Genomic DNA, 19,758 nt, shown 5'->3' with positions numbered 1-19,758 from the left:
TCGATACCAATTTGGTCGCATAGTTAAATTTAACTATGCAAACGTTTCCTTTTGCGTACTCGTCCCTTCGCCAAACCTCGTAGAAATGTGACGTTTTGAAGACTTTTTTTCCTTCTGTCTAAAGTAATCGGGAACCAAGCAGATACATAGTTATAAAGTTATGTCTTGCTCTGCCAAACAGACCCAAAATGCAGTTTGGTTGGTTTTGGAGAAGAAAGGCTTAGCGCTCGATTAATGAGCATCAATTGAATTGTATTGAGACAATTATAATGAAAAGAATCATCTTATTAGCAGTCTGCGCCATGTTTGGTATTGCTGTCGTGGCGAGTATGGCATCAACGTACCTAATTTCGAGTCAGAAAATCGATGACATCATCTTAAACAAATCCCAAGTTCAAGCTGAGTTTCTAGCGGGAAATGCGAGTTATATTTTGGAGAACTCAGCCAATCCAATGCAAGATTTACAATCGCTTGTTGAGGGGCTGAAACAACGTTCAGACGTGAGTTATGCCGTTGTAATTGACCGTAACGTAACGGCAGTAGCCCACAGTGATAAGCACAAGCTGAACAAAACCTATAACGATGAATATACTGTTGAAGGCGCGACGAGAGGTGTTCAACAGTACTCAAAGTGGTATGCCGATGTCCAGAAAGTATGGGTGTTTGACATCATGGCACCAATTTATGTGGATGGTCAGTTATACGGTACTTTTGATATTGGTATTCCTATTACCGAAGTGAGCCAAGCGACGAATGGAATTATTACTTACCAGTTGATCTCTATGGTGGCGATCTTCGTTATGTGTGTTTTGATTCTGTCACTTCTGCTAAATAAACTGATGAGACCGCTTTCTGCGCTTAAAGACGCTCTACAAGACATCTCAAAAGGAGACGGAGACTTAACCGTTCGTTTGCCAGCGAAAGGTAATGACGAAGTCGCGCAAATTTCTTCTGCTTTCAACGTTTTTGTTGGGAAAGTACATGAGATTATTACACAAGTTGTAAATACTGGTGTGGAGCTTAATAGTTCAGCTGTCGCTTTGCGTGGGCAATCTCAGCAAGCGCTCACAAGAGGGCAAGAGCAGAACGAGCAAACCATGCTGGTTGTCACATCCATGAACGAAATGATTGCGACGGTCAATGAAATTGCCTCCAATGCTGCCGGAGCGGCAAATGCTGCGAGTGCAGCAAGTAATGAAGCGCAAGATGGCTACACGACGCTAGAAAGAACCAAAACGGCGATGACTAATCTTGAAAACGAGATGAACAGCACTTCCAACATTATCGTGAGTCTTGCTGAAAATACTCAGTCGATTGGTAGTATTCTAGAGGTGATTAGAGGTATTTCGGAGCAAACCAATCTATTGGCTCTCAATGCGGCTATCGAAGCTGCACGCGCTGGTGATGCCGGCCGAGGTTTTGCAGTAGTCGCTGATGAAGTTCGCAACCTAGCGACTAAAACGGCTCATTCTACCGATGAAATTGACAATATGATTCACCAGCTACAAACTGAAGCTCAAAGTGCGGTGAATTCAATGAGTAATAGTAAGACTCTTATTGAAGAAGGAACGGCAGAAACTGAGTTAGCTCGACAGGCTTTAGAAGCAATAGCTGCACAAGTGACGACTATTTCAGATATCAATACTCAAGTAGCAACCGCAACAGAACAGCAATCAACGGTAGCAAACGAAATTAATATGAACATGGATACCGTCAGCCACTCAGTGAAAAGTGCGCTAACGGCGAGTGAGCAACTAGAAGAATCAAGTCAACAACTCGCGGAGCTATCGCGAACACTCGATCGTCACGTGGGAGCGTTTAGAATCTAAACGCCAACTGACCCTCTTTAATAAAAAGCCAGTAAATGTTAATTGCTGGCTTTTTTATTTGAAAAAATCGAGTCTCAAATCGCTTAGCGGTGTCTGTCCTTTCTAAACGATAAAACAAAATATGATAAATTAGTTGAGTAAAGCTTAGCTAAGCGTTAAGTTTCGCATTTTGCTTTAAATGTTCAACAAATATAGATATTTTCTTAGCTACATGTTTTCTAGACGAGTAAAAGGCGTAAAGCACTAAATCCTCAGGTTCGTACTCTAGAGTGACGATTTCTAGCTCACCATTTTTGATCTCATTTTGGCATGACTCAATTGGCAATATTGCGTATCCAAGCCCTGATAACGCGCCATATCTGGCGAGATGACCGCTGTTTACTTTGAATGAAGATTGCACAGTTTGAGTAATATGGCCCCCAACAGGGTTTCTGAATACCCATGGTGCACCATTTACTGCGGTAAGCGTCGTGATGCAGGGAACATGACTTAGATCCGTAATTTTGTAAGGGGTGGCGTATTTCTCAATTAGTTGAGGCGCGGCTAAAATGGCACTGGGCCAGCGTTTTATCTCTCTCGCCACCCAGTTACTGTCTGACAAAGTCCCTCTATGAAAACTCAAAATGACATCAAAGCTGTCAATAACATCATCTTTAGGGTTTAGCGTTGTATCGCAAGACAAAGAGATTGACGGGTATTGCGTGCAAAAGGTGACAACCGCTTTGGCCAGTACAGGTGTGTCTGGCATAAGAATTCGCAGTTTCCCTGTTACCGTGTGTGAGTGGCGCGTTACCGTTTCTAGTGCGGCGTTGAGTTGCTCCAATAACGGATGAGTGCTGCTATAGAGCTCTTCTCCAGCCTCGGTAGGCGTCATTCGCCTTGTTGTTCTATTGAACAACCTAATGTTTAACTTTTCTTCAAGCAGGGCAATGTGTCGGCTGATATTTGATGTTGGTATGTTCAAACACTCAGCGGCTCGCTTAAAGCTGTTGTTCTCATAAACACAGTGAAAACTTTTTAACCAGATTTGGTCAACGTTATCAAACATTTCATTATCCCACTTTATTGGATTATCAAGCCAGCATATCGCACTTTATCTCTGTACTAAGTTACATACAATTTTATTTACAAGTTTAAGCGAACAAACAACGAGATATCGCGCTAGAACGTAATCAATAGTGGTGAATTTATGAGCTGGTTAGAACGGTTATTTGAGAATAAAAATATAATAGGTTCGCGCAAAGCGTCTATCCCTGAGGGCGTTTGGACAAAGTGTCCTGAGTGTGAACAAATACTTTATCGTGCCGCGTTAAAAGAAAATTTGGAAGTATGCCCTAAATGCTCATATCACATGAGAATGGCTGCGCGTCAAAGGTTGATCTCTTTTCTGGACCATGGAACACAACAAGAGTTGGCAAGTGAGTTGGAGCCACAAGATATTTTGGGTTTTAAAGACTTAAAGCGATATAAAGAGCGAATTGCTTTAGCACAGAAAACGACTGGAGAAAAAGATGCGTTGGTGGTGATGGAGGGCAAGTTATTGGGGCTGCCTGTTGTTGCGTGTGCATTCGAATTCTCTTTCATGGCAGGCTCGATGGGCGCAGTGGTTGGCGAGAAGTTTGTCCGAGCAGTTGAAAGCGCAATTAATACAAAATCTGGGTTAGTATGTTTTTCCGCTTGCGGAGGGGCGCGCATGCAAGAGTCTTTGGTGGCACTCATGCAAATGTCAAAAACCAGCGCCGCGTTAAACCACTTATCTGAGCACAGATTACCCTATATCTCAGTATTGACGGACCAAACTTATGGTGGCGTCTCGGCGAGTTTAGCCATGTTAGGAGACATCAATATTGGTGAACCTAAAGCAAGTATTGGCTTTGCGGGAAGACGGGTCATTGAGCAAACGGTACGTGAAAAGCTACCAGACGAGTTTCAGCGAAGTGAATTTTTACTAGCGCATGGTGCGCTAGATATGATTGTCGATAGACGTGAAATGCGCGATCGCGTTGGCCGCTTACTGGCTAAGTTAACCAACGCGAGGGTGGTCTCAGAATAGGTTGTATTAAAGTTAGACTTAGTACTTGCGTTTATTGAGCCGTAATCATTACAAACCGTTCATTTTGCCCCCATCTTGGTTCCGCATTCATTAGGCTGAGATCCAACGCCGTTTGGTATGGGTCAACAGCAAAATGGTCGCTTACTAACCCCCAGAGCATCCAGTTGATTGCGGTTTCATTCTCGGTAAGCTCTTCGAGTGGCGCTTGGAGGAAAAAGTACTCATCTTCGCCATCGTAACCGAGCCGATCATAGATAATGTTGCGTAGCTCTCGATCCAAATCATGTTGGAGGTTGATTGAGTCGTACAGTTGCTCTTCTGTTGGGCCATTCTCATGGTGATAAACATTGCGTTTTGACTCTTTGTGTAAAGTACCTGCGCCAGTTTCAATGCTTACTTTCTTTTGCGAGTGTTGCTCAAGAACTTGAATGATTTCATCCTCTAGTTGATCGAGTTTACTCAGCAAAACTTGATTGTTTATGTCACCAGCGGGGGAGGCCATCGTTTGGAAGGCTTTCACTCTCTCGTAGACTGCTTTCCCGTGAGGAAGGGCTGCAAAACACTGTTCTTGGAGCGCTTCATTGGCTTGCCAAATGCCCGAGTAGAGCTCGTAATCATGTGTATATGGTGGAAGCTCTTCAGTATCTTCCCCTAATAATTCTCGCCAGCGCTTTTGCCACTGTTCTTCTTTTGCGTGTTTTACACGCGCGTATTGCTTAACCCAGCGGTTACGAAGTTTTACCCCAAAAATGGCAAGTCCCCATGGAGCGAGCAAATAAAAATAATAGTGAGAAGAGTTATCCCAAAAGTAACCGTAAACGTAAACACCAAAAGCAAGCACCCAAGTTCCAATAGTACAAGCAATAACCCCGGACATTATTGATGATTGGCGCTTTGTTTCTCTTAATGTATTACCTTCAGCACATAACCAAAAAATGCCGCCAAAAACAAAGGCAAACGTTGTCATGAAGTAGGCAATCCCCGCTCCCAAAAATCCCCAAAGTGACATGTATTATCCCTAGCCAAATATCTGCTTTATTCACTCATCAATGACTGGAGGAGTAAATGTGTTTGATTTGGCGGAGAATTTACCATTAATGCCAACCTTTTGATATGCACTCTATGACTTATTGGGAATGAGTCACAAATAAAAATAGATGGTATCAAGCATCAAAATTTAATTTAGAACCTTTGATTGTCGTGAACTCTATCTGGAAGAGTTAAGGGGGGCGTTTAAGGGCAATTTTCCTCATAAAGTCGTTATTTAGAAAAAGGTAAATTAATGTTTTTATTGATAATTGTGAGTTTTTTTTGGAGTGGGATTGCTCCCATTTAATTAGAGTAAAAGACCTATTTTTGGGAGCGGTTTCATAAATTTTATGACACTGATTTCACTGTTTGAGCTGTAAAGAATATAAACCCCCACTCAATGTATGTTAATAATCAATGAGTGTTGTTATGTCTCATATCCGTTTTTTCCCGCGCCATCGTTTGGCGCTTGCTTGTATGCTAGCGAGTGTGTCTGGCTTCTCTTTTGCACAAAATCAGTGTGCGGTTGCTGATTTACAACAATCGCGAGATCTGGCTACTGCCGTTTCTGGTGCTGAGTATGATTGCTACCACGCTTGGTTTTCAGCACCTTCAGAAACGCTGAATGATATCTATAGTGAAGCGAGCCTAAGCCGTATCCAAGTCGCGCTGGATCAAGAAATTGCTCGCTATCGTGGTGAAGCAGATCAAGCTCGTATTCTAGAGAACCTAGGCGAATTTATTCGAGCGGCCTACTACGTTCGCTACAACGCTGGTACTGGTACACCTGAGTTTTCGCAAGCGTTGAGTCAGCGTTTTGCTCAGTCGACGAACCTATTCCTAAACAACCCTCATGCTTTGGATCAAGGTCGTGAACAAGTTGGTGCAATGAAGAGCCTGACTTTGATGGTTGATAACGTTAAGCAGTTGCCGCTGACCATGGATAGCATGATGGCCGCATTGATGCACTTTAATCGTGAAACCGCGCAGGACACGCAATGGGTCGATGGTTTAAACAACTTGTTCCGCTCTATGGCAGGCCATGCGGCGAACGATGCGTTCTACCGATACATGGCAAACAATACTCACCATATTGATACGTTGGTGAAATTCGCATCTGATAATGCTTGGGCATTAGATACGGATGCAAGCTTTATCGTTTTCAATGCATTACGTGAAACTGGTCGTTTGCTCGCGAGCCCAGATCAGGAGACCAAACGCAAAGCATTGGCAGTAATGCAACAGGTGATGCAGCGTTATCCACTGGGTAGTGAGCATGACAAACTATGGCTTGCTGCCGTTGAAATGATGAGCTACTACGCACCAGAAGGCCTAAATGGTCTGAATATTGAGCAAGCCAAGCAAGATTTAGCTGCACGTGTAATGCCAAATCGTTTTGAATGTCAGGGACCTGCCATTATTCGCTCTGAGGATCTGACCGATGCTCAAGCAGCGAAAGCGTGTGAAGTGCTAGCGGCAAAAGAAGCCGACTTCCATCGAGTTGCGAATACGGGTAATCAACCTGTCGCTGATGATTTGAATGATCGTGTTGAAGTGGCGGTATTCGCGAGTAACACTAGTTACGTTGATTACTCTTCATTCCTATTTGGTAATACAACGGACAACGGTGGTCAGTACCTAGAAGGTGACCCTTCAAAAGCGGACAATACTGCGCGTTTCGTCGCTTATCGCTACGCGAATGGTGAAGATCTCTCTATCTTGAACCTAGAACATGAATACACGCACTATTTAGATGCACGATTTAACCAATACGGTTCGTTCAGCGATAACTTGGCTCATGGTCATATTGTTTGGTGGCTAGAAGGTTTTGCTGAATACATGCATTACAAGCAAGGTTACCAAGCTGCGATTGAGCTGATTGCAGATGGTAAACTGAGCCTTTCCACTGTGTTTGATACCACGTACTCTCACGATACCAATCGTATCTATCGTTGGGGTTATCTAGCTGTTCGATTCATGTTAGAAAATCATCCACAAGACGTCGAAAGCTTGTTGGCATTGTCGCGCTCTGGCCAGTTCGAACAATGGGCACAGCAGGTGACGTCTTTAGGTCAACAATACGATGCTGAGTTTGAACGTTGGTTGGACACATTAAAAGTGGAACCTGAGCAACCTGATACAGACCCAGAAGAGCCAACAGAACCAACAAGCCCTGAAGCACAAGTGACTGAATTGACGGCGAACCAAAGCCTTCAGCTCAGTGGCGAAGCATACAGCGAAAAACTGTTCTACGTTGATGTTCCAGCCAACACCGTTAACTTCAATGTATCTATTGAGGGTGCGGGTGATGCGGATCTTTACATGAGCTACAACAAAGTCGCGCATTACTATGATTTCGAAATGAGTCAATATGCTGATGGCAGCAATGAAGAGATTGTGTTTGAACCAGAGCAAGATGGTTACGTTAAAGCGGGTCGTTACTACATCAGCTTAACTGGACGTGATAGCTATGACTCAGTGAATCTTGTGGCTGCGCTAGAAGTGGAAGCGCAAACACCGCCAACCCAAGTGCAAGATGATTTAGCACCTGTGGTATTAGAGTCTGGTGAAGCCAAAATGCTTACCGTTCACAAGCAGCGTTATGCAGCAGTTTATGTGCCTGAAGGTGTTGAAGAGGTTCGTGTATGGCTAACGGCTCACTCTCAAACTGGTAATGTCGATCTATACGCGAGTAGGGAGCATTGGCCTACAGTAGAGCAGCACGAGTATGCGTCCAACTATGCAGGCAGCAATGAATACCTTGCGATTCCTATTACTGAAGCAGGGTACGTGCACTTCGCTCTTCAGGCTCCAGAGCAAGGCGATGACGTTGAAATGCTAGTGCACTTCAACTAAAAAAATTCGATTAACTAAAGTCGAGATAAAACGTCGCTGATACAGCGGCGTTTTTGTTTATATCGGACACGATTATGAACAAACAGCGGCGAATGCTAGTTAATCGGCTGATCTATCGAGTTATCAGTTGCCCTTTTTCTAAACGGCTTTAGGTTTGTATTGCAATTTACCGCGCACATAAACTTTTTTAGCGACGCGTTCTGTGACCTAGCTTCTGATTTGTGCTTCCCAAATGGATACAATATATATGCACCCCGTGCAATAAAGTGAAAAGGGAAAGACATGAAAACGCTTATTTATGAAACGTTGATTAGCCTTGCTAACCAAGAACCAGAACAACATGCAAGAATCCGACAAAATCTCTATGAACAGTTGGATCTGCCGTTCGATAAGCAGCTGGCTTTGTATTCTTGTGCCCTTGGTCCTGCAAGTTCAGGTAAGTTGGAGAGCAGTCAAGGCATTAACAACGCGGTAGATTGCGCAGTTAAACTGCTTGAAACTCCTGAGCGCTAATTCACTCGTTGTTTTAATCACGGCCCGATCCCCAAGGGCCGTTTTTAATTGCGGTTAAATTGATGTCAACGTTGTTATTACTCTGCTCTTTCCGCTAGCACTTCTTTGAATGCAAACATGCCGTTTAATGCCGCGGGAAACCCTGCGTAGACGGACATCTGCAAAATGATCTCTTTAATCTCATCCTCGCTACAGCCTACATTCAGCGCTGCATTTAAGTGCACTTTTAGTTGCGGCGCGCAATTCCCCATTGCCGTTAGCGCGGCGACGGTTGCGATTTCTCTCGATTTTAGGTCTAAGCCCGGGCGAGCATAAATATCGCCAAACGGATACTCAATGGTGTACTGAGCTAAATCTGGACAAATATCTTGTAAGCTTTCGATGACATTATGACCAGCGTCGCCATCAATTTGAGAGAGTAGTTCTAATCCTTTGTTAAAGCGTGATTGTTCCATCGGTATGTTCCTAGTGAATAAACGTAAACACACCTTAATCGTTAGAGTTAACTCTAAGTCAACGAACTTTTCCGCTTTTATACAAGGCAATTTTTTCTTCTAGAGCCGATAAGTGCTTTTTCTGTTGTTCAATGTGGCGTTTGAGGTTTTCTTGGTGGCGTTCTAACAGGGCTTGACGTTGTGGTACAGATTGAGAGCCGACTTCCCTTAATTTGGCATACTCTAGAATCTCTTCAAGTGGCATTGCAGTTTCTTTTAAACGCTTAACAAAGCTTATCCAGTTTAGATCTTTCGAACTATACATTCGATGTCCACTCGCGTTTCTATGGACATGTTTAAGTAAACCGATTTTTTCATAGTATCGAAGTGTATGAGCAGATAGCCCGACGAGGTCAGAAAATTCTTTGATATTCATTATTATCCTCCAAGTTAGAGCATACCCCATAGAGATAAGCTAAGTTTCGCATTTTGAAGTCATTTCGGGACAGATACAAACAGAAATCTTTAGTCTTTTAACGCTAGGTATGGTGATTTACTGGATTTTTGAAACGCGCCAAACGTGATCCATCTGCCAGTTTCGTTTTATTAACAATTGATTACTCAACGGGTTGGCTTGGCTATTTTTATCCTTTGGGCCTATTTTAGGGCGTACATAGGTCTTATGTTCTATCTTTTTAAATTTAAGTTTTTGTTAATCAAAACAATGTCTTAGTTTTGTGTTGGTCTGTTCGGGTTGTATGTCGTGTGCCCGTTATTCACTCAGAACGATTTATCGCTGTGCAATGGATGAGTCGCTACGCCTTCGATTTCAGCCTTGAGTTAGTGCTAAAAGGGTGAGTGCCTCTGATGAATAGCTTTTATAATTTCGATTATTGAATTCACTCACAAAAAAATGCAAACAAGTAATCGTGAGTGGAAACGAGCAGGAGAACAACATGAGTGGCTCACAGGAAACACAATCATTCGGTGCAAACGTTATCTTACATGCGTTTGATTGGAAGTATGCTGACATTGCCCAACGAGCAAAAGAAATCCGCGAGCTTGGTTATGGCTCTGTGTTGGTTTCGCCACCAATGAAAAGCGCACACGATGAGCGCTGGTGGCAGCGTTATCAACCACAAGATTATCGTGTTATCGATAATGCCTTGGGTGATACCAAAGATTTTATTCATATGGTTCGTGAACTGGAGCAAGTTGGTGTGTGGGTTTATGCCGACGTAGTGTTTAACCATATGGCAAACGAGGCCCACCTTCGCAGAGACCTTCAGTACCCAAGACAAGAGGTCTTGGAGGAATACCAGAACAACAAACAGAAATATCAGTCGCTAGCGTTGTTTGGCGATCTATCTCAACCACTTTTTGATGAAGAGGACTTTGTTGAAGCATTCGGCATCAAAGACTGGAAAGATAAGTGGCAGGTTCAAAACGGACGTATCACAGGTGGGCCAACCGATCCTGGCTTGCCAACTCTTCGTGTTTGTGACCATGTTGTTGAGCAGCAGCGAGCGTACCTAAAGGCGCTGAAAGCTATTGGTGTGAAAGGTTTTCGTATTGACGCTGCGAAACACATGACGTTAGAGCATCTTAAGCGTGTTTGGACAGACGACATCACGCGGGATGTGCATATATTTGGTGAAATTATTACCGATGGCGGTGCGACGGAAGAAGAGTATCAGCTGTTTCTTGAGCCGTATCTACAGGAAACTCGCCTAGGTGCGTACGATTTCCCTTTGTTCTCAACCATGTTTAAGGCGTTTGCTAAAAAGGGCAGCTTCAAGTCTCTGATTGATCCCTATTGTTTTGGTCAGGCTCTGTCCCCCGGTCGTGCGATTACATTTGCTATCACACATGATATTCCTAACAATGATGTCTTTCTTGATCTCATCATGGACGAGGAAAACGAATGGTTAGCTTATGCCTATATTCTAGGCCGAGATGGTGGTGTGCCGTTGATTTATACCGACTTAAACACCAGCGGTATCAAAGGTAAAAATGGTCAGCCAAGGTGGCAAGGTGCATGGAGCGATCCGAGAATGGCAAAAATGATCCAGTTCCATAATATGACGCATGGCGAGCCGATGAGTGTTCTTGAAGGTAACGATGACATGCTCGTACTTAAGCGAGGTGACAAAGGTATTGTGGTGCTTAATAAATCACAGCGTCAACAGTCTTTGACATTAAAAATCGATGGTGATTGGGTTGATTTGATGACAGAACAAATCATTCCAAGTGACGGTAAGTTAATCGTACTATCTAAGTCGTCGATGTTACTCGTCGCGAACTAGAAGATGTACACACCGAGGTTAGCAATTTCGGTGTGTATGTTTATCATCGTCATTCACGTTCTGCTGAAATTCAATATAAACTCAAACTCTCTCGTTTTTGCTAGAAATTTATGAGCACTCGTTAACGCAACATTCTGCTTTTAAAAAACCAATTACGTCATCTAAGCACTGATATTCTGCAACACAAAAAAGGGTTCTACCCTCTCGGCGCTGGGTGAGAAGACCAGCTGAAGCAAGGCTCGAGATATGATGAGAGAGAGTGGATGCTGGAATGCCAAGCTTTTCTTGTACGCCGCCTACCGCGATACCTTTGTATCCCGCTTTGACGACTTCTTTGTAAATACTTAAACGAGTCGGATGCCCTAACTCTTTTAGTGCTTTAGCAACGGCTTCAAGCTCCATACTGACCTCTAAAGAATGACCACAGTAATTTTGTTTCGATAATAGGGAAAGTCTCAGTAAATGCCAACTATTACGATCTCAGAACAATTTAAATCAGATGAGATTCATGCTGGCTCATGCCTTCATGACAACAATTGTCTGTTCTAATGAGACAGATCAATCTTCATTATTATTTCACGCCACGTTCAAAATCCCTCGTCTACACTCACTGTTGAGTTGTCAGTTGGCAGACCAAGGAGGCGGCCATGATTGCGGTTCATAGAGATTATTGTTTGTCTAACAGTTCGGAGTTACATGCCCACGTTAAAGTCAATCCTGTCGGTAAATTAGAAGTTGAGATTGTTGAACTTCAAGAGCGCCACACCACAGAGTTTGATGATTTGTCTTTTGAGAGTCGTGGGTGTGAAACTCGAATCTGTGGTAAAGAAGACACAACTCCGTGGCAGTTCAATCTTGCAGTTACTGATGCGTTAGAGCTTTCTCATTTAGTGGAAGAAGCAAACGAAGAGTATGAGATTTTAATGAATGATCTTATGTAATATCGAGAAGACCATTTTATTCTGCACGGCGTGTGGCTCTGTACTGAAAAAATAAAAACCTCCCAAGCGGGAGGTTTTTAATATGGAGTGCGTTATCGTTGGATAGGCTCTTCTCTTGGTGGTATTAGCTCTTGGACGTTATCTTCATTAAAGTCATCGGCGTAACCTTTAGGTGGCGGGGTCCAACCACGTTCTGACCGCGATAGTTTGTCATGACGATCTTTTTGCATCTCTTCCGCCATTTTCTCCTCTAACTGAATAAACAGTTGTCGGAAATTGTTGTCATAGCGTTCACCTTCAGAATCATCTTCCCAAGCTTTGTAGAGTATTTCTGACTTACGTGCTTCAACACGCTTATATGTCGCCTTCTGTTGTTCAACAAAGAAGGGGTGAATGCCAAGGGCTTTCATTGTGTGACCGCCCATCTCCAATGCAGAATGGTAGGTCTCTGATTCAATAATATCAGCTCCCGCTTGACGCAAAAGATAGCCATGTCCACGGTCAAAGGCACGTGCAATCACTGTTACTTTTGGGTATGTGTGCTTAACGTACTTCACCAGTTCTACACTCGATTCTTGGTTATCAATCGCCACAACCAACGCAGCGGCGTGCTCAATGCCGGCTGTATGTAGCATATCTGGTCGAGTCGCGTCGCCAAAATAGGCGCGAGTGCCAATCTGGCGCATGTTATCGACTTGGTCAGATTGATGGTCAAGTACCACGGTAGTCACGCCGTTTGATACCAATAGGCGATTCACTATTTGTCCAAAGCGGCCGATGCCGGCGATGATCACCGTGCCTGTTTCCTCAATCGTATCGCTTTCGCGTTCATTTGACTGGCTTTCAAAGCGCGGCAGAATCACTCTATCAAACAGAATAAACAAACCTGGTGTCAGGAACATCGAAATCGCAACCACTAACGCAAGAGTTTGTGAGAGTTCAAATGGGATGACGTGGTTTTGCACTGAAAAGCTTAGAAGCACAAAGCCGAATTCACCTGCTTGAGCCAAGCTTAGGGTAAACAGCCAGCGGTTGCTGCCTTTCACCCTAAATATCAGTGCAAGAATAAACAGCACCAAGGCTTTCAAAACCATCACGCCAATGGTCAATGCCATGACCAACCAGAAATCACCAAAAAGGACCGAGAAGTTGATCCCTGCGCCAACGGTAATAAAGAACAGACCTAACAATAGGCCTTTAAATGGTTCGATATTGGATTCTAACTCGTGGCGGAATTCACTGTTCGCCAATACAACGCCAGCCAAGAAGGTTCCTAAGGCAGGAGATAAGCCCACTAAACTCATCAGTGCAGCGATACCAATGACAAGCATGAGTGCAGTTGCGGTAAAGATTTCTCGCAAACCAGAGCTAGCCACATAATTGAGCAGAGGTCGACTTAAAAAGTGTCCACCAACGACGACGATTGCTATCGATGCTGTGATTACGATGCCGTATGCCCAGCCGGGTAACCCCGCAACGAGGCTTAATTCTTCATGGTGCGCTGCGGCTGTTTGTGCTGCGGACTGTGCCTGTTCAATTAATTCAGGTAAGGCCAATAGGGGAATGAACGCCAACATTGGTATCACTGCAATATCTTGAAAAAGCAACACGGAGAAAGCGTTTTGTCCACCTTCCGTCTTCGTTAATCCTTTTTCGCTAAAAGTTTGCAAAACAATCGCAGTAGAAGAGAGGGCGAAGATCAAACCTATGGCTAAGGCTATGGTCCAAGGCTGGTCAAAGTATAAGGCAATACCCATAATCGCCGCGACGGTACCGCCGACTTGCAGACCTCCTAAACCCATTAAGCGATTGCGCATCGCCCACAACATTTTGGGTTCGAGCTCTAAACCAACGAGAAACAGCATCATCACCACGCCAAACTCGGCAAAGTGCTGGATTGTTGTTGTTTCTTCACCGACTAAACCGATAATTGGGCCAATGACCACACCTGCGATGAGATAGCCTAAAACGGACCCAAGTCCCAAACGCTTAGCAAGTGGGACAGCAATTACAGCAGCAATCAAATATACGAAGGCTTGTAAGAATATCCCTGTCATGAAGCCTCCTTAATGAGCTCTGGCAATGCGCTGTTAAGCTTGATTAATGACGCCGCAGCTTCAACATCCAACCTATCTTCGACTAAAGCTGTTAGCAGGCTCTTGTACCGCTCAACATGACGAGGGATTCGCCCTTCTTCATCTGCTGTACGTGCGCCAAACATCGCGAGAGGGGCAATGTAGTTCATGCCGGTCAGTGCGGACATTTGTTCAATAGGCGCAAGCAGTTGACGAATCGTAAAGTGGTTGTAGCCCTCTGCCTTATAAGCTTCTTCTTTGCCCCCTGCAGACAGCACACAAAGCATGGTCTTACCTTGCAGTGCTGTGCCATCTGTACCGTAAGCAAAGCCATATTCCAAAACCAGATCTTGCCACTCTTTTAAAATCGCAGGCGTTGAATACCAATATAGTGGGAATTGGAAAATCACCACGTCATGCTCACGTAAGCGTTGCTGCTCACGGTCGATATTAATATCGAAACGAGGGTATTCGCCATAGAGATCAACACATGTCACGCCTTCAATTTTTTGAGCTTCTTTGAAAAGTGGAGTATTCACTTCTGAACGATGCTGGGAAGGATGAGCAAAGAGAATGAGTACTTTTTTATTTGCCATAGGGATCCTTGCTATCTAAATAACCATGCCCAGTAGGAGCGCGGGTTGGTTAGAAAATGTAACTCATAAATGATCGCCAAGCTAGTTTGGAAAACTGTTTAAGCTGTTTCAATATCAATAAAAAACCACCAAATAAATTGGTGGTTTTGGGAAGTGTTACGTTTTACTAATCATGAATAGGGACGACTAGAATATCCACCGGTGACTTGTTAATTAAGTGTCTGGAGTAAGAAATAATCTTGCTCCAGAAATCTTGGTGGTGGCCACAAATCAGAAGATCCACTTCTTGCTCTTTAATGGTGACCTCTAATTTATCAGCTAAGTCGCCAGTACCTACGAAGAAATGTTTAAGTGGGTAATCCATGTAATCACTAAATGTTTTTAAACATTCCATTGAATGCTCATTCAACGGCCTTTGATCCGGGTTTTCTTTAATGTCTACAAGCTCACGATAGATTTCTCCGTGCGTACCATCAATATGAATAAAGGAGATATCGGAGTCGAGATAGTTTGCCATTGATACCGCTCTGTCGATAAGCACGGTGCTTTCATCTGACAGTTCGAGTGCAACAAGGATATGTTTGTATTTCATAACCACGCCCTTATGTGGATTATCTTTACCCTAAGCATAGTATGGCTTGGATAAAAATTGTGTTGCTAAGATCTCGAAATTGTTCAAAGACTTGTTAAAAAGTTAATGTGATATAACAACTTACTGTGAAACTTTCTTTTTGTTCACATTTGGTTAGAAAGCTTGCTTTTTGAACAAAAAAGCGGCTACACTCTGTGCATCATTTCTCTAGGAGATTACGCCAACATGAAGAACTAAACCTGTCATCCATATTTTTACTTATTTTTTGGATCTGCAGGGTTAGTAGGCGTAGCTCACTTTCCGATATTTCTTTGCAACAAGACGACTTTTTGATTTGACGTATATCGTCGAGCTTTACATAGAGCTTAATGCGTTTGTGCACGCGTTTTGTTGCCATTTCAAATCATAGCTACGGCTGTTGTCCCTGTCATACAGGAGGCAAATTATGCCAGTTTTACAAGCTTTTAATGTTAGCCATCAGTTTGATAATGGCGATACGCTATTCCAGTCTATTTCTTGTTCCATGACTAAACGACGTGTTGGTTTGGTTGGGCGCAATGGCATCGGCAAGTCGCTTTTGGCTTCCATTTTGGCGGGCGAAACTCAGCCTGCCAGCGGTGTTGTGACTGCTCCCTCTTCTTTCATGATGTATCGCCAGCAGCCGTCTGATCTGCTTTCAGGTCAGCAATCGATCGCCCAGTTTCTGGGCAAAGATGCGGTCTTGCATGCTTTAAAGCAGATTGAACAAGGTGATGTTTCTGAACATTGGTTCGAACTGGTTGGCGAGCAGTGGGATATTGAATTAAAACTCAAACAGCAGCTCGCTGCGATGGGATTACCGCAAGATCCTGATTTCTCTTGTGCTCGGCTCAGTGGTGGTCAGTTGGCGCGTTTGCAGTTATGGCAGTTATTTGAAAACGAAACGGAGCTTTTGATTCTCGATGAACCATCCAATCACCTCGATACCGAGGCGAAACAATGGTTGATAGAGTCTATGACGCACTTCAGCGGCGCGATTTTACTCATCAGTCACGATCGTGAGCTGCTGCGAGAGATGGAGGAAATTTGGGAGCTATCGGGCCTAGGTTTACAGGCTTTTGGTGGAAATTACGATGTGTACGCCGAGAAAAAACGCACTGAACTGCAAGCGGTCGAGAGGCAGTTAGCGCAAGTCGATAAACAGAAAAAACGGTTAGCCGAGCAAGCCCAGAAAAATCGCGAAAAAGCAGACCAACGCGCCGCGCAAGGGAACAAACTGCGCAAAGACGGCAGTCAGCCCAAAATTTTGCTTGATGGAAAAAAGGATAGCGCGACCGCCAGTGCCTCAAATCGCAATAAGAATGAGCAACTCAGACAAGCGCATTTACAAGCCAAAGAACAGGCGTTGCAATCGCGACATGAGCAGCTCAAGGCGCAAAAGTTTTATCTTACAGATAATCCGAACCGTTCGCGAAAAGTATTGTCGATACAAGAAGGTATATTACCTTTTGGGAATTCTACACCTATCACGTTGCAGATTTTTGCGAACGACAAAGTCCATCTCAAAGGGAAAAATGGCTGCGGAAAATCAACCTTGTTAAAGGCATTGCTTGGCGAGTTATCGTTGCAGAGTGGTGAGTTGCAAGTGAATACGTCTTTGTATTATCTCGACCAACATTTTGGCGCAGTGAATCCAAATCTTTCGTTACTTGAAAACGTAATGGAGAGCTGCCAAGAGATGACGGAAAGTGAAGCGAGGACCTTATTGGCCGGGATCGGTTTTCGTCGAGATGCTGTGTTTCGGTTGGGGCGCCTACTGAGCGGTGGCGAGAAGATGAAGCTCGCGATGCTGATAGTCAGCCACCAAAACTCTCAGCCTTTGCTGCTGCTTGATGAGCCAGATAATCATCTCGATCTGGAGTCAAAAATAATGCTTAGTCAGGCGTTAAATGTATACAAAGGTGGATTTGTTCTGATTAGTCACGACCAAGATTTCGCTTCTGAGTCTGGGGTTTTGCGCCAAATCGAGCTGACTTAGACGAAAGAGAGTAAACGTCATCGTAGCTCTTCAGTATTGTTCCCAAGTTCTACACTTCCACTTACTAGTTTGTAGAACTGGAAGGAAATGAGGGAGTTAGGATGGCTTTCACAACTCGTTTAATGAAATTAGATTCATTTTGTCGATATATAGTAGAGTTCTGATGTATTGCACAAAAAGACAACAGAAAAATAAAAAGGAATTTCATGAAAAAGAACACCCTAGCACTCACAACGGCTCTCGCACTCGGAAGTGTGTTGTCTGTGGCGTATGCAAATGAAGCGGCGCAATCGTCGGTTGAACAGGTAACCCCGAAAACCATCACGTATCCAACCACACAAAAAGTGGATGTTGTCGATGACTACTTTGGTACAAAAGTGAGTGATCCTTATCGCTGGTTGGAAGACGATCTCAGCCCAGAAACCGCAGAATGGGTTAAGGCACAAAATGCAGTGACGTTTGATTATCTGTCGAAAATCCCTTACCGCGAGCAGATTGAAGAGCGCATCACTAAGCTCATGGACTACGAAAAGCAAAGCCAACCGTTCAAAGAGGGTAAGTTCACTTACTTCTACAAAAATGACGGGTTACAGAACCAAGATGTGCTTTATCGGCAGTTAGGTGATGGCGAAGCAGAAATTTTCCTCGATCCAAATACTTTTAGTGAAGATGGCACCACATCGTTAGCGGGAGTGAGCTTTTCACGAGATGGATCTTTGGTTGCATACAGCATTTCGGAAGGCGGTAGCGATTGGCGCAAAGTCATTGTGTTAGACACAGAAACCAAAAAGCCCGTCGGTGAAACGCTGGTGGATATTAAGTTCAGTGGCATCAGTTGGCTCGGCAATCAAGGCTTCTATTACTCAAGTTATGACAAGCCAAAAGGGAGTGAACTTTCCGCGAAGACAGACCAACACAAGCTCTACTTTCATAAATTAGGGACGAAACAAAGTGAAGACCAATTAATTTTCGGTGGTGTAAAGGACGAAAAGTATCGCTACGTTGGGGGTTACACGTCGGAAGATGAACGCTACTTGTTTATCTCAGCCAGCGTATCGACGTCGGGCAACAAACTGTTCTTCAAAGACCTGAGTAAGCCAAATAGCCCGCTGAAAACCATTTTAGATAACACCAGTTCTGATACTTGGGTGATAGACAACCAAGGCACGAAACTGTACTTGGTTACGAACCTTAATGCGCCGAACAAACGCGTCGTGACGGTGGATGCAAGTCAGCCGCAGCCCAAAAACTGGAAAGATTTGATTCCTGAAACAAAGAACGTGTTACGTGTTTCTACCGCGGGTGGCAATTTGTTTGCGAGCTATATTGTTGATGCGATCTCGATGGTGAAGCAATACGACATGAACGGCAAACTCATCCGAGAAATCAAATTGCCTGATATTGGCAGCGCATACGGTTTCTCGGGGAAAAAAGAAGAAACCGAAGTCTACTACTCTTTCACCAACTACAAGATGCCAAGCACTACCTATCGTCTGAACATCAAAGATGGTGATAGCGAGGTGTACTACAAATCTAAAGCGCCATTTGATCCAGCTTTATATGAATCTCGCCAGGTGTTTTACACCTCAAAAGACGGAACAAAAGTGCCGATGATCATCACCTATAAAAAGGGGACTCCGATGGACGGCAGCGCACCAACCATTCTATATGGTTATGGCGGTTTCAACATTAGCCTCACGCCATCTTTTAGCCCGACACGCGCGGCTTGGTTAGAGCTTGGTGGTGTTTACGCGGTAGCGAACATTCGTGGTGGTGGGGAATATGGCAAAGAATGGCACAACGCAGGCATTCAAATGCAAAAGCAAAATGTGTTTGATGACTTTATTGCTGCGGCTGAATTCCTAATTGATGAAGAGGTAACGTCATCAAACAAGTTAGCCATTAACGGTGGTTCGAATGGTGGCTTGTTAGTAGGGGCCGTTATGACGCAACGTCCAGAGCTGTTTAAAGTGGCGCTGCCAGCAGTCGGCGTACTGGATATGCTGCGTTACCATACTTTTACCGCAGGTGCTGGTTGGGCGTATGACTACGGCACGGCAGAGCAAAGTAAAGAGATGTTCCAATATCTGAAAAGTTATTCGCCGGTGCACAATGTAAAAGCAGGGGTGGAATACCCAGCAACATTGATTACAACCGGTGATCATGATGACCGTGTTGTTCCTGCTCACTCATACAAATTTGCAGCTGAGTTGCAATCGAAGCAAGCGGGTTCAAATCCGATCTTAATTCGCATCGAAACCAATGCAGGACATGGTGCAGGCACACCAACGCGTAAAATAATTGAGACAAATGCAGATATTTATAGTTTTGCACTGTTCAATATGGGAATAGAGAAACTGCAATAGTGCGAATTGTTTGCGTTTTAGTTATCGAAACGCATCGGCGCTTTATCGCTCGATAATAAAAGGGAATCACAGAGAGTGACTCCCTTTTTATTTATTATAGGCCTACTATTCTAATCTGATGCTAGGCTAATCAAACTAAGGTTTTTTAAAT

16 protein-coding genes are annotated in these 19,758 nt (G+C 44.0%); 8 read left to right on the top strand and 8 right to left on the bottom strand.

Annotation, left to right across the window (positions count from 1 at the left end; translation table 11 throughout):
• The first annotated feature begins 269 nt into the window (after window positions 1-269).
• The gene (locus KI742_RS08450; RefSeq protein WP_017635256.1) at window positions 270-1,829 is read left to right on the top strand and encodes a methyl-accepting chemotaxis protein; all 1,560 of its coding nucleotides are present in this window, start codon (window positions 270-272) and stop codon (window positions 1,827-1,829) included.
• 148 nt (window positions 1,830-1,977) lie between these two features.
• Here the strand turns inward: KI742_RS08450 and KI742_RS08445 are convergent, their stop codons facing one another.
• Window positions 1,978-2,877 carry a LysR family transcriptional regulator gene (locus KI742_RS08445; RefSeq protein ID WP_053303804.1) on the bottom strand — a complete coding sequence of 300 codons (900 nt, stop codon included), beginning with the start codon at window positions 2,875-2,877 and terminating at the stop codon, window positions 1,978-1,980.
• A 141-nt stretch (window positions 2,878-3,018) separates the two neighbouring features.
• On the opposite strand from KI742_RS08445, the gene accD reads away from it, so the two are divergent.
• On the top strand, window positions 3,019-3,882 hold the full coding sequence (accD, locus tag KI742_RS08440) for an acetyl-CoA carboxylase, carboxyltransferase subunit beta (protein ID WP_017821534.1): 864 nt from the start codon (window positions 3,019-3,021) through the stop codon (window positions 3,880-3,882).
• Window positions 3,883-3,913: 31 nt separating this feature from the next.
• Here the strand turns inward: accD and KI742_RS08435 are convergent, their stop codons facing one another.
• Window positions 3,914-4,891 (bottom strand): hypothetical protein, encoded by a 978-nt coding sequence (locus KI742_RS08435; RefSeq protein ID WP_053303803.1) that lies wholly within the window; start codon window positions 4,889-4,891, stop codon window positions 3,914-3,916.
• A 449-nt stretch (window positions 4,892-5,340) separates the two neighbouring features.
• On the opposite strand from KI742_RS08435, the gene KI742_RS08430 reads away from it, so the two are divergent.
• Both KI742_RS08430 and KI742_RS08425 read left to right on the top strand, forming a co-directional pair.
• Window positions 5,341-7,767 (top strand): M9 family metallopeptidase, encoded by a 2,427-nt coding sequence (locus KI742_RS08430; RefSeq protein WP_053350527.1) that lies wholly within the window; start codon window positions 5,341-5,343, stop codon window positions 7,765-7,767.
• Window positions 7,768-8,049: 282 nt separating this feature from the next.
• Window positions 8,050-8,280 (top strand): PAS factor family protein, encoded by a 231-nt coding sequence (locus KI742_RS08425; protein WP_005375384.1) that lies wholly within the window; start codon window positions 8,050-8,052, stop codon window positions 8,278-8,280.
• 77 nt (window positions 8,281-8,357) lie between these two features.
• On the opposite strand, the gene KI742_RS08420 is transcribed toward KI742_RS08425, so the two are convergent.
• The gene (locus KI742_RS08420) at window positions 8,358-8,735 is read right to left on the bottom strand and encodes a carboxymuconolactone decarboxylase family protein (protein ID WP_042521541.1); all 378 of its coding nucleotides are present in this window, start codon (window positions 8,733-8,735) and stop codon (window positions 8,358-8,360) included.
• 58 nt (window positions 8,736-8,793) lie between these two features.
• A complete protein-coding gene (locus KI742_RS08415; protein ID WP_047101703.1) occupies window positions 8,794-9,150 on the bottom strand; it encodes a MerR family transcriptional regulator in 357 nt (118 codons plus the stop codon).
• A 520-nt stretch (window positions 9,151-9,670) separates the two neighbouring features.
• Between KI742_RS08415 and KI742_RS08410 the strand changes: the two genes are divergently transcribed.
• On the top strand, window positions 9,671-11,020 hold the full coding sequence (locus tag KI742_RS08410) for an alpha-amylase family protein (protein ID WP_262665745.1): 1,350 nt from the start codon (window positions 9,671-9,673) through the stop codon (window positions 11,018-11,020).
• 108 nt (window positions 11,021-11,128) lie between these two features.
• Here KI742_RS08410 and KI742_RS08405 read toward each other — a convergent pair whose 3' ends face one another.
• On the bottom strand, window positions 11,129-11,422 hold the full coding sequence (locus KI742_RS08405; RefSeq protein ID WP_005375388.1) for a helix-turn-helix transcriptional regulator: 294 nt from the start codon (window positions 11,420-11,422) through the stop codon (window positions 11,129-11,131).
• A 245-nt stretch (window positions 11,423-11,667) separates the two neighbouring features.
• Here KI742_RS08405 and KI742_RS08400 point away from each other — a divergent pair, with 245 nt between their 5' ends.
• Window positions 11,668-11,961, top strand: a complete 294-nt coding sequence (locus KI742_RS08400) for a hypothetical protein (RefSeq protein WP_005375389.1) — start codon at window positions 11,668-11,670, stop codon at window positions 11,959-11,961.
• 92 nt (window positions 11,962-12,053) lie between these two features.
• Here KI742_RS08400 and KI742_RS08395 read toward each other — a convergent pair whose 3' ends face one another.
• The 3 genes from KI742_RS08395 to KI742_RS08385 all read right to left on the bottom strand — a co-directional run bounded on the left by KI742_RS08395 (window position 12,054) and on the right by KI742_RS08385 (window position 15,224).
• Entirely contained in the window at window positions 12,054-14,018 is a 1,965-nt protein-coding gene (locus tag KI742_RS08395) for a monovalent cation:proton antiporter-2 (CPA2) family protein (protein WP_213897571.1), read from the bottom strand.
• Complete coding sequence (locus KI742_RS08390; protein WP_005375391.1) at window positions 14,015-14,632, bottom strand: NAD(P)H-dependent oxidoreductase; 618 nt, start codon at window positions 14,630-14,632, stop codon at window positions 14,015-14,017. Before KI742_RS08390 ends, KI742_RS08395 begins: the two co-directional genes overlap by 4 nt.
• A gap of 166 nt (window positions 14,633-14,798) precedes the next feature.
• Window positions 14,799-15,224 (bottom strand): universal stress protein, encoded by a 426-nt coding sequence (locus tag KI742_RS08385; protein WP_005375398.1) that lies wholly within the window; start codon window positions 15,222-15,224, stop codon window positions 14,799-14,801.
• A 445-nt stretch (window positions 15,225-15,669) separates the two neighbouring features.
• Here KI742_RS08385 and KI742_RS08380 point away from each other — a divergent pair, with 445 nt between their 5' ends.
• Together KI742_RS08380 and KI742_RS08375 are read left to right on the top strand one after the other, a co-directional pair.
• Window positions 15,670-17,241: an ATP-binding cassette domain-containing protein gene (locus KI742_RS08380; protein ID WP_137283091.1), complete on the top strand. Its 1,572-nt coding sequence runs from the start codon at window positions 15,670-15,672 to the stop codon at window positions 17,239-17,241.
• Window positions 17,242-17,447: 206 nt separating this feature from the next.
• Window positions 17,448-19,607: a prolyl oligopeptidase family protein gene (locus KI742_RS08375; protein WP_285385751.1), complete on the top strand. Its 2,160-nt coding sequence runs from the start codon at window positions 17,448-17,450 to the stop codon at window positions 19,605-19,607.
• The last annotated feature ends 151 nt before the right edge of the window (window positions 19,608-19,758 follow it).

The sequence above is a fragment of the Vibrio sp. D417a genome (assembly GCF_030248595.1).
Classification (GTDB): domain Bacteria; phylum Pseudomonadota; class Gammaproteobacteria; order Enterobacterales; family Vibrionaceae; genus Vibrio; species Vibrio alginolyticus.
Note: the sequence above shows the minus strand (reverse complement) of the source record. Positions and strands in the feature narration are given on the sequence as shown.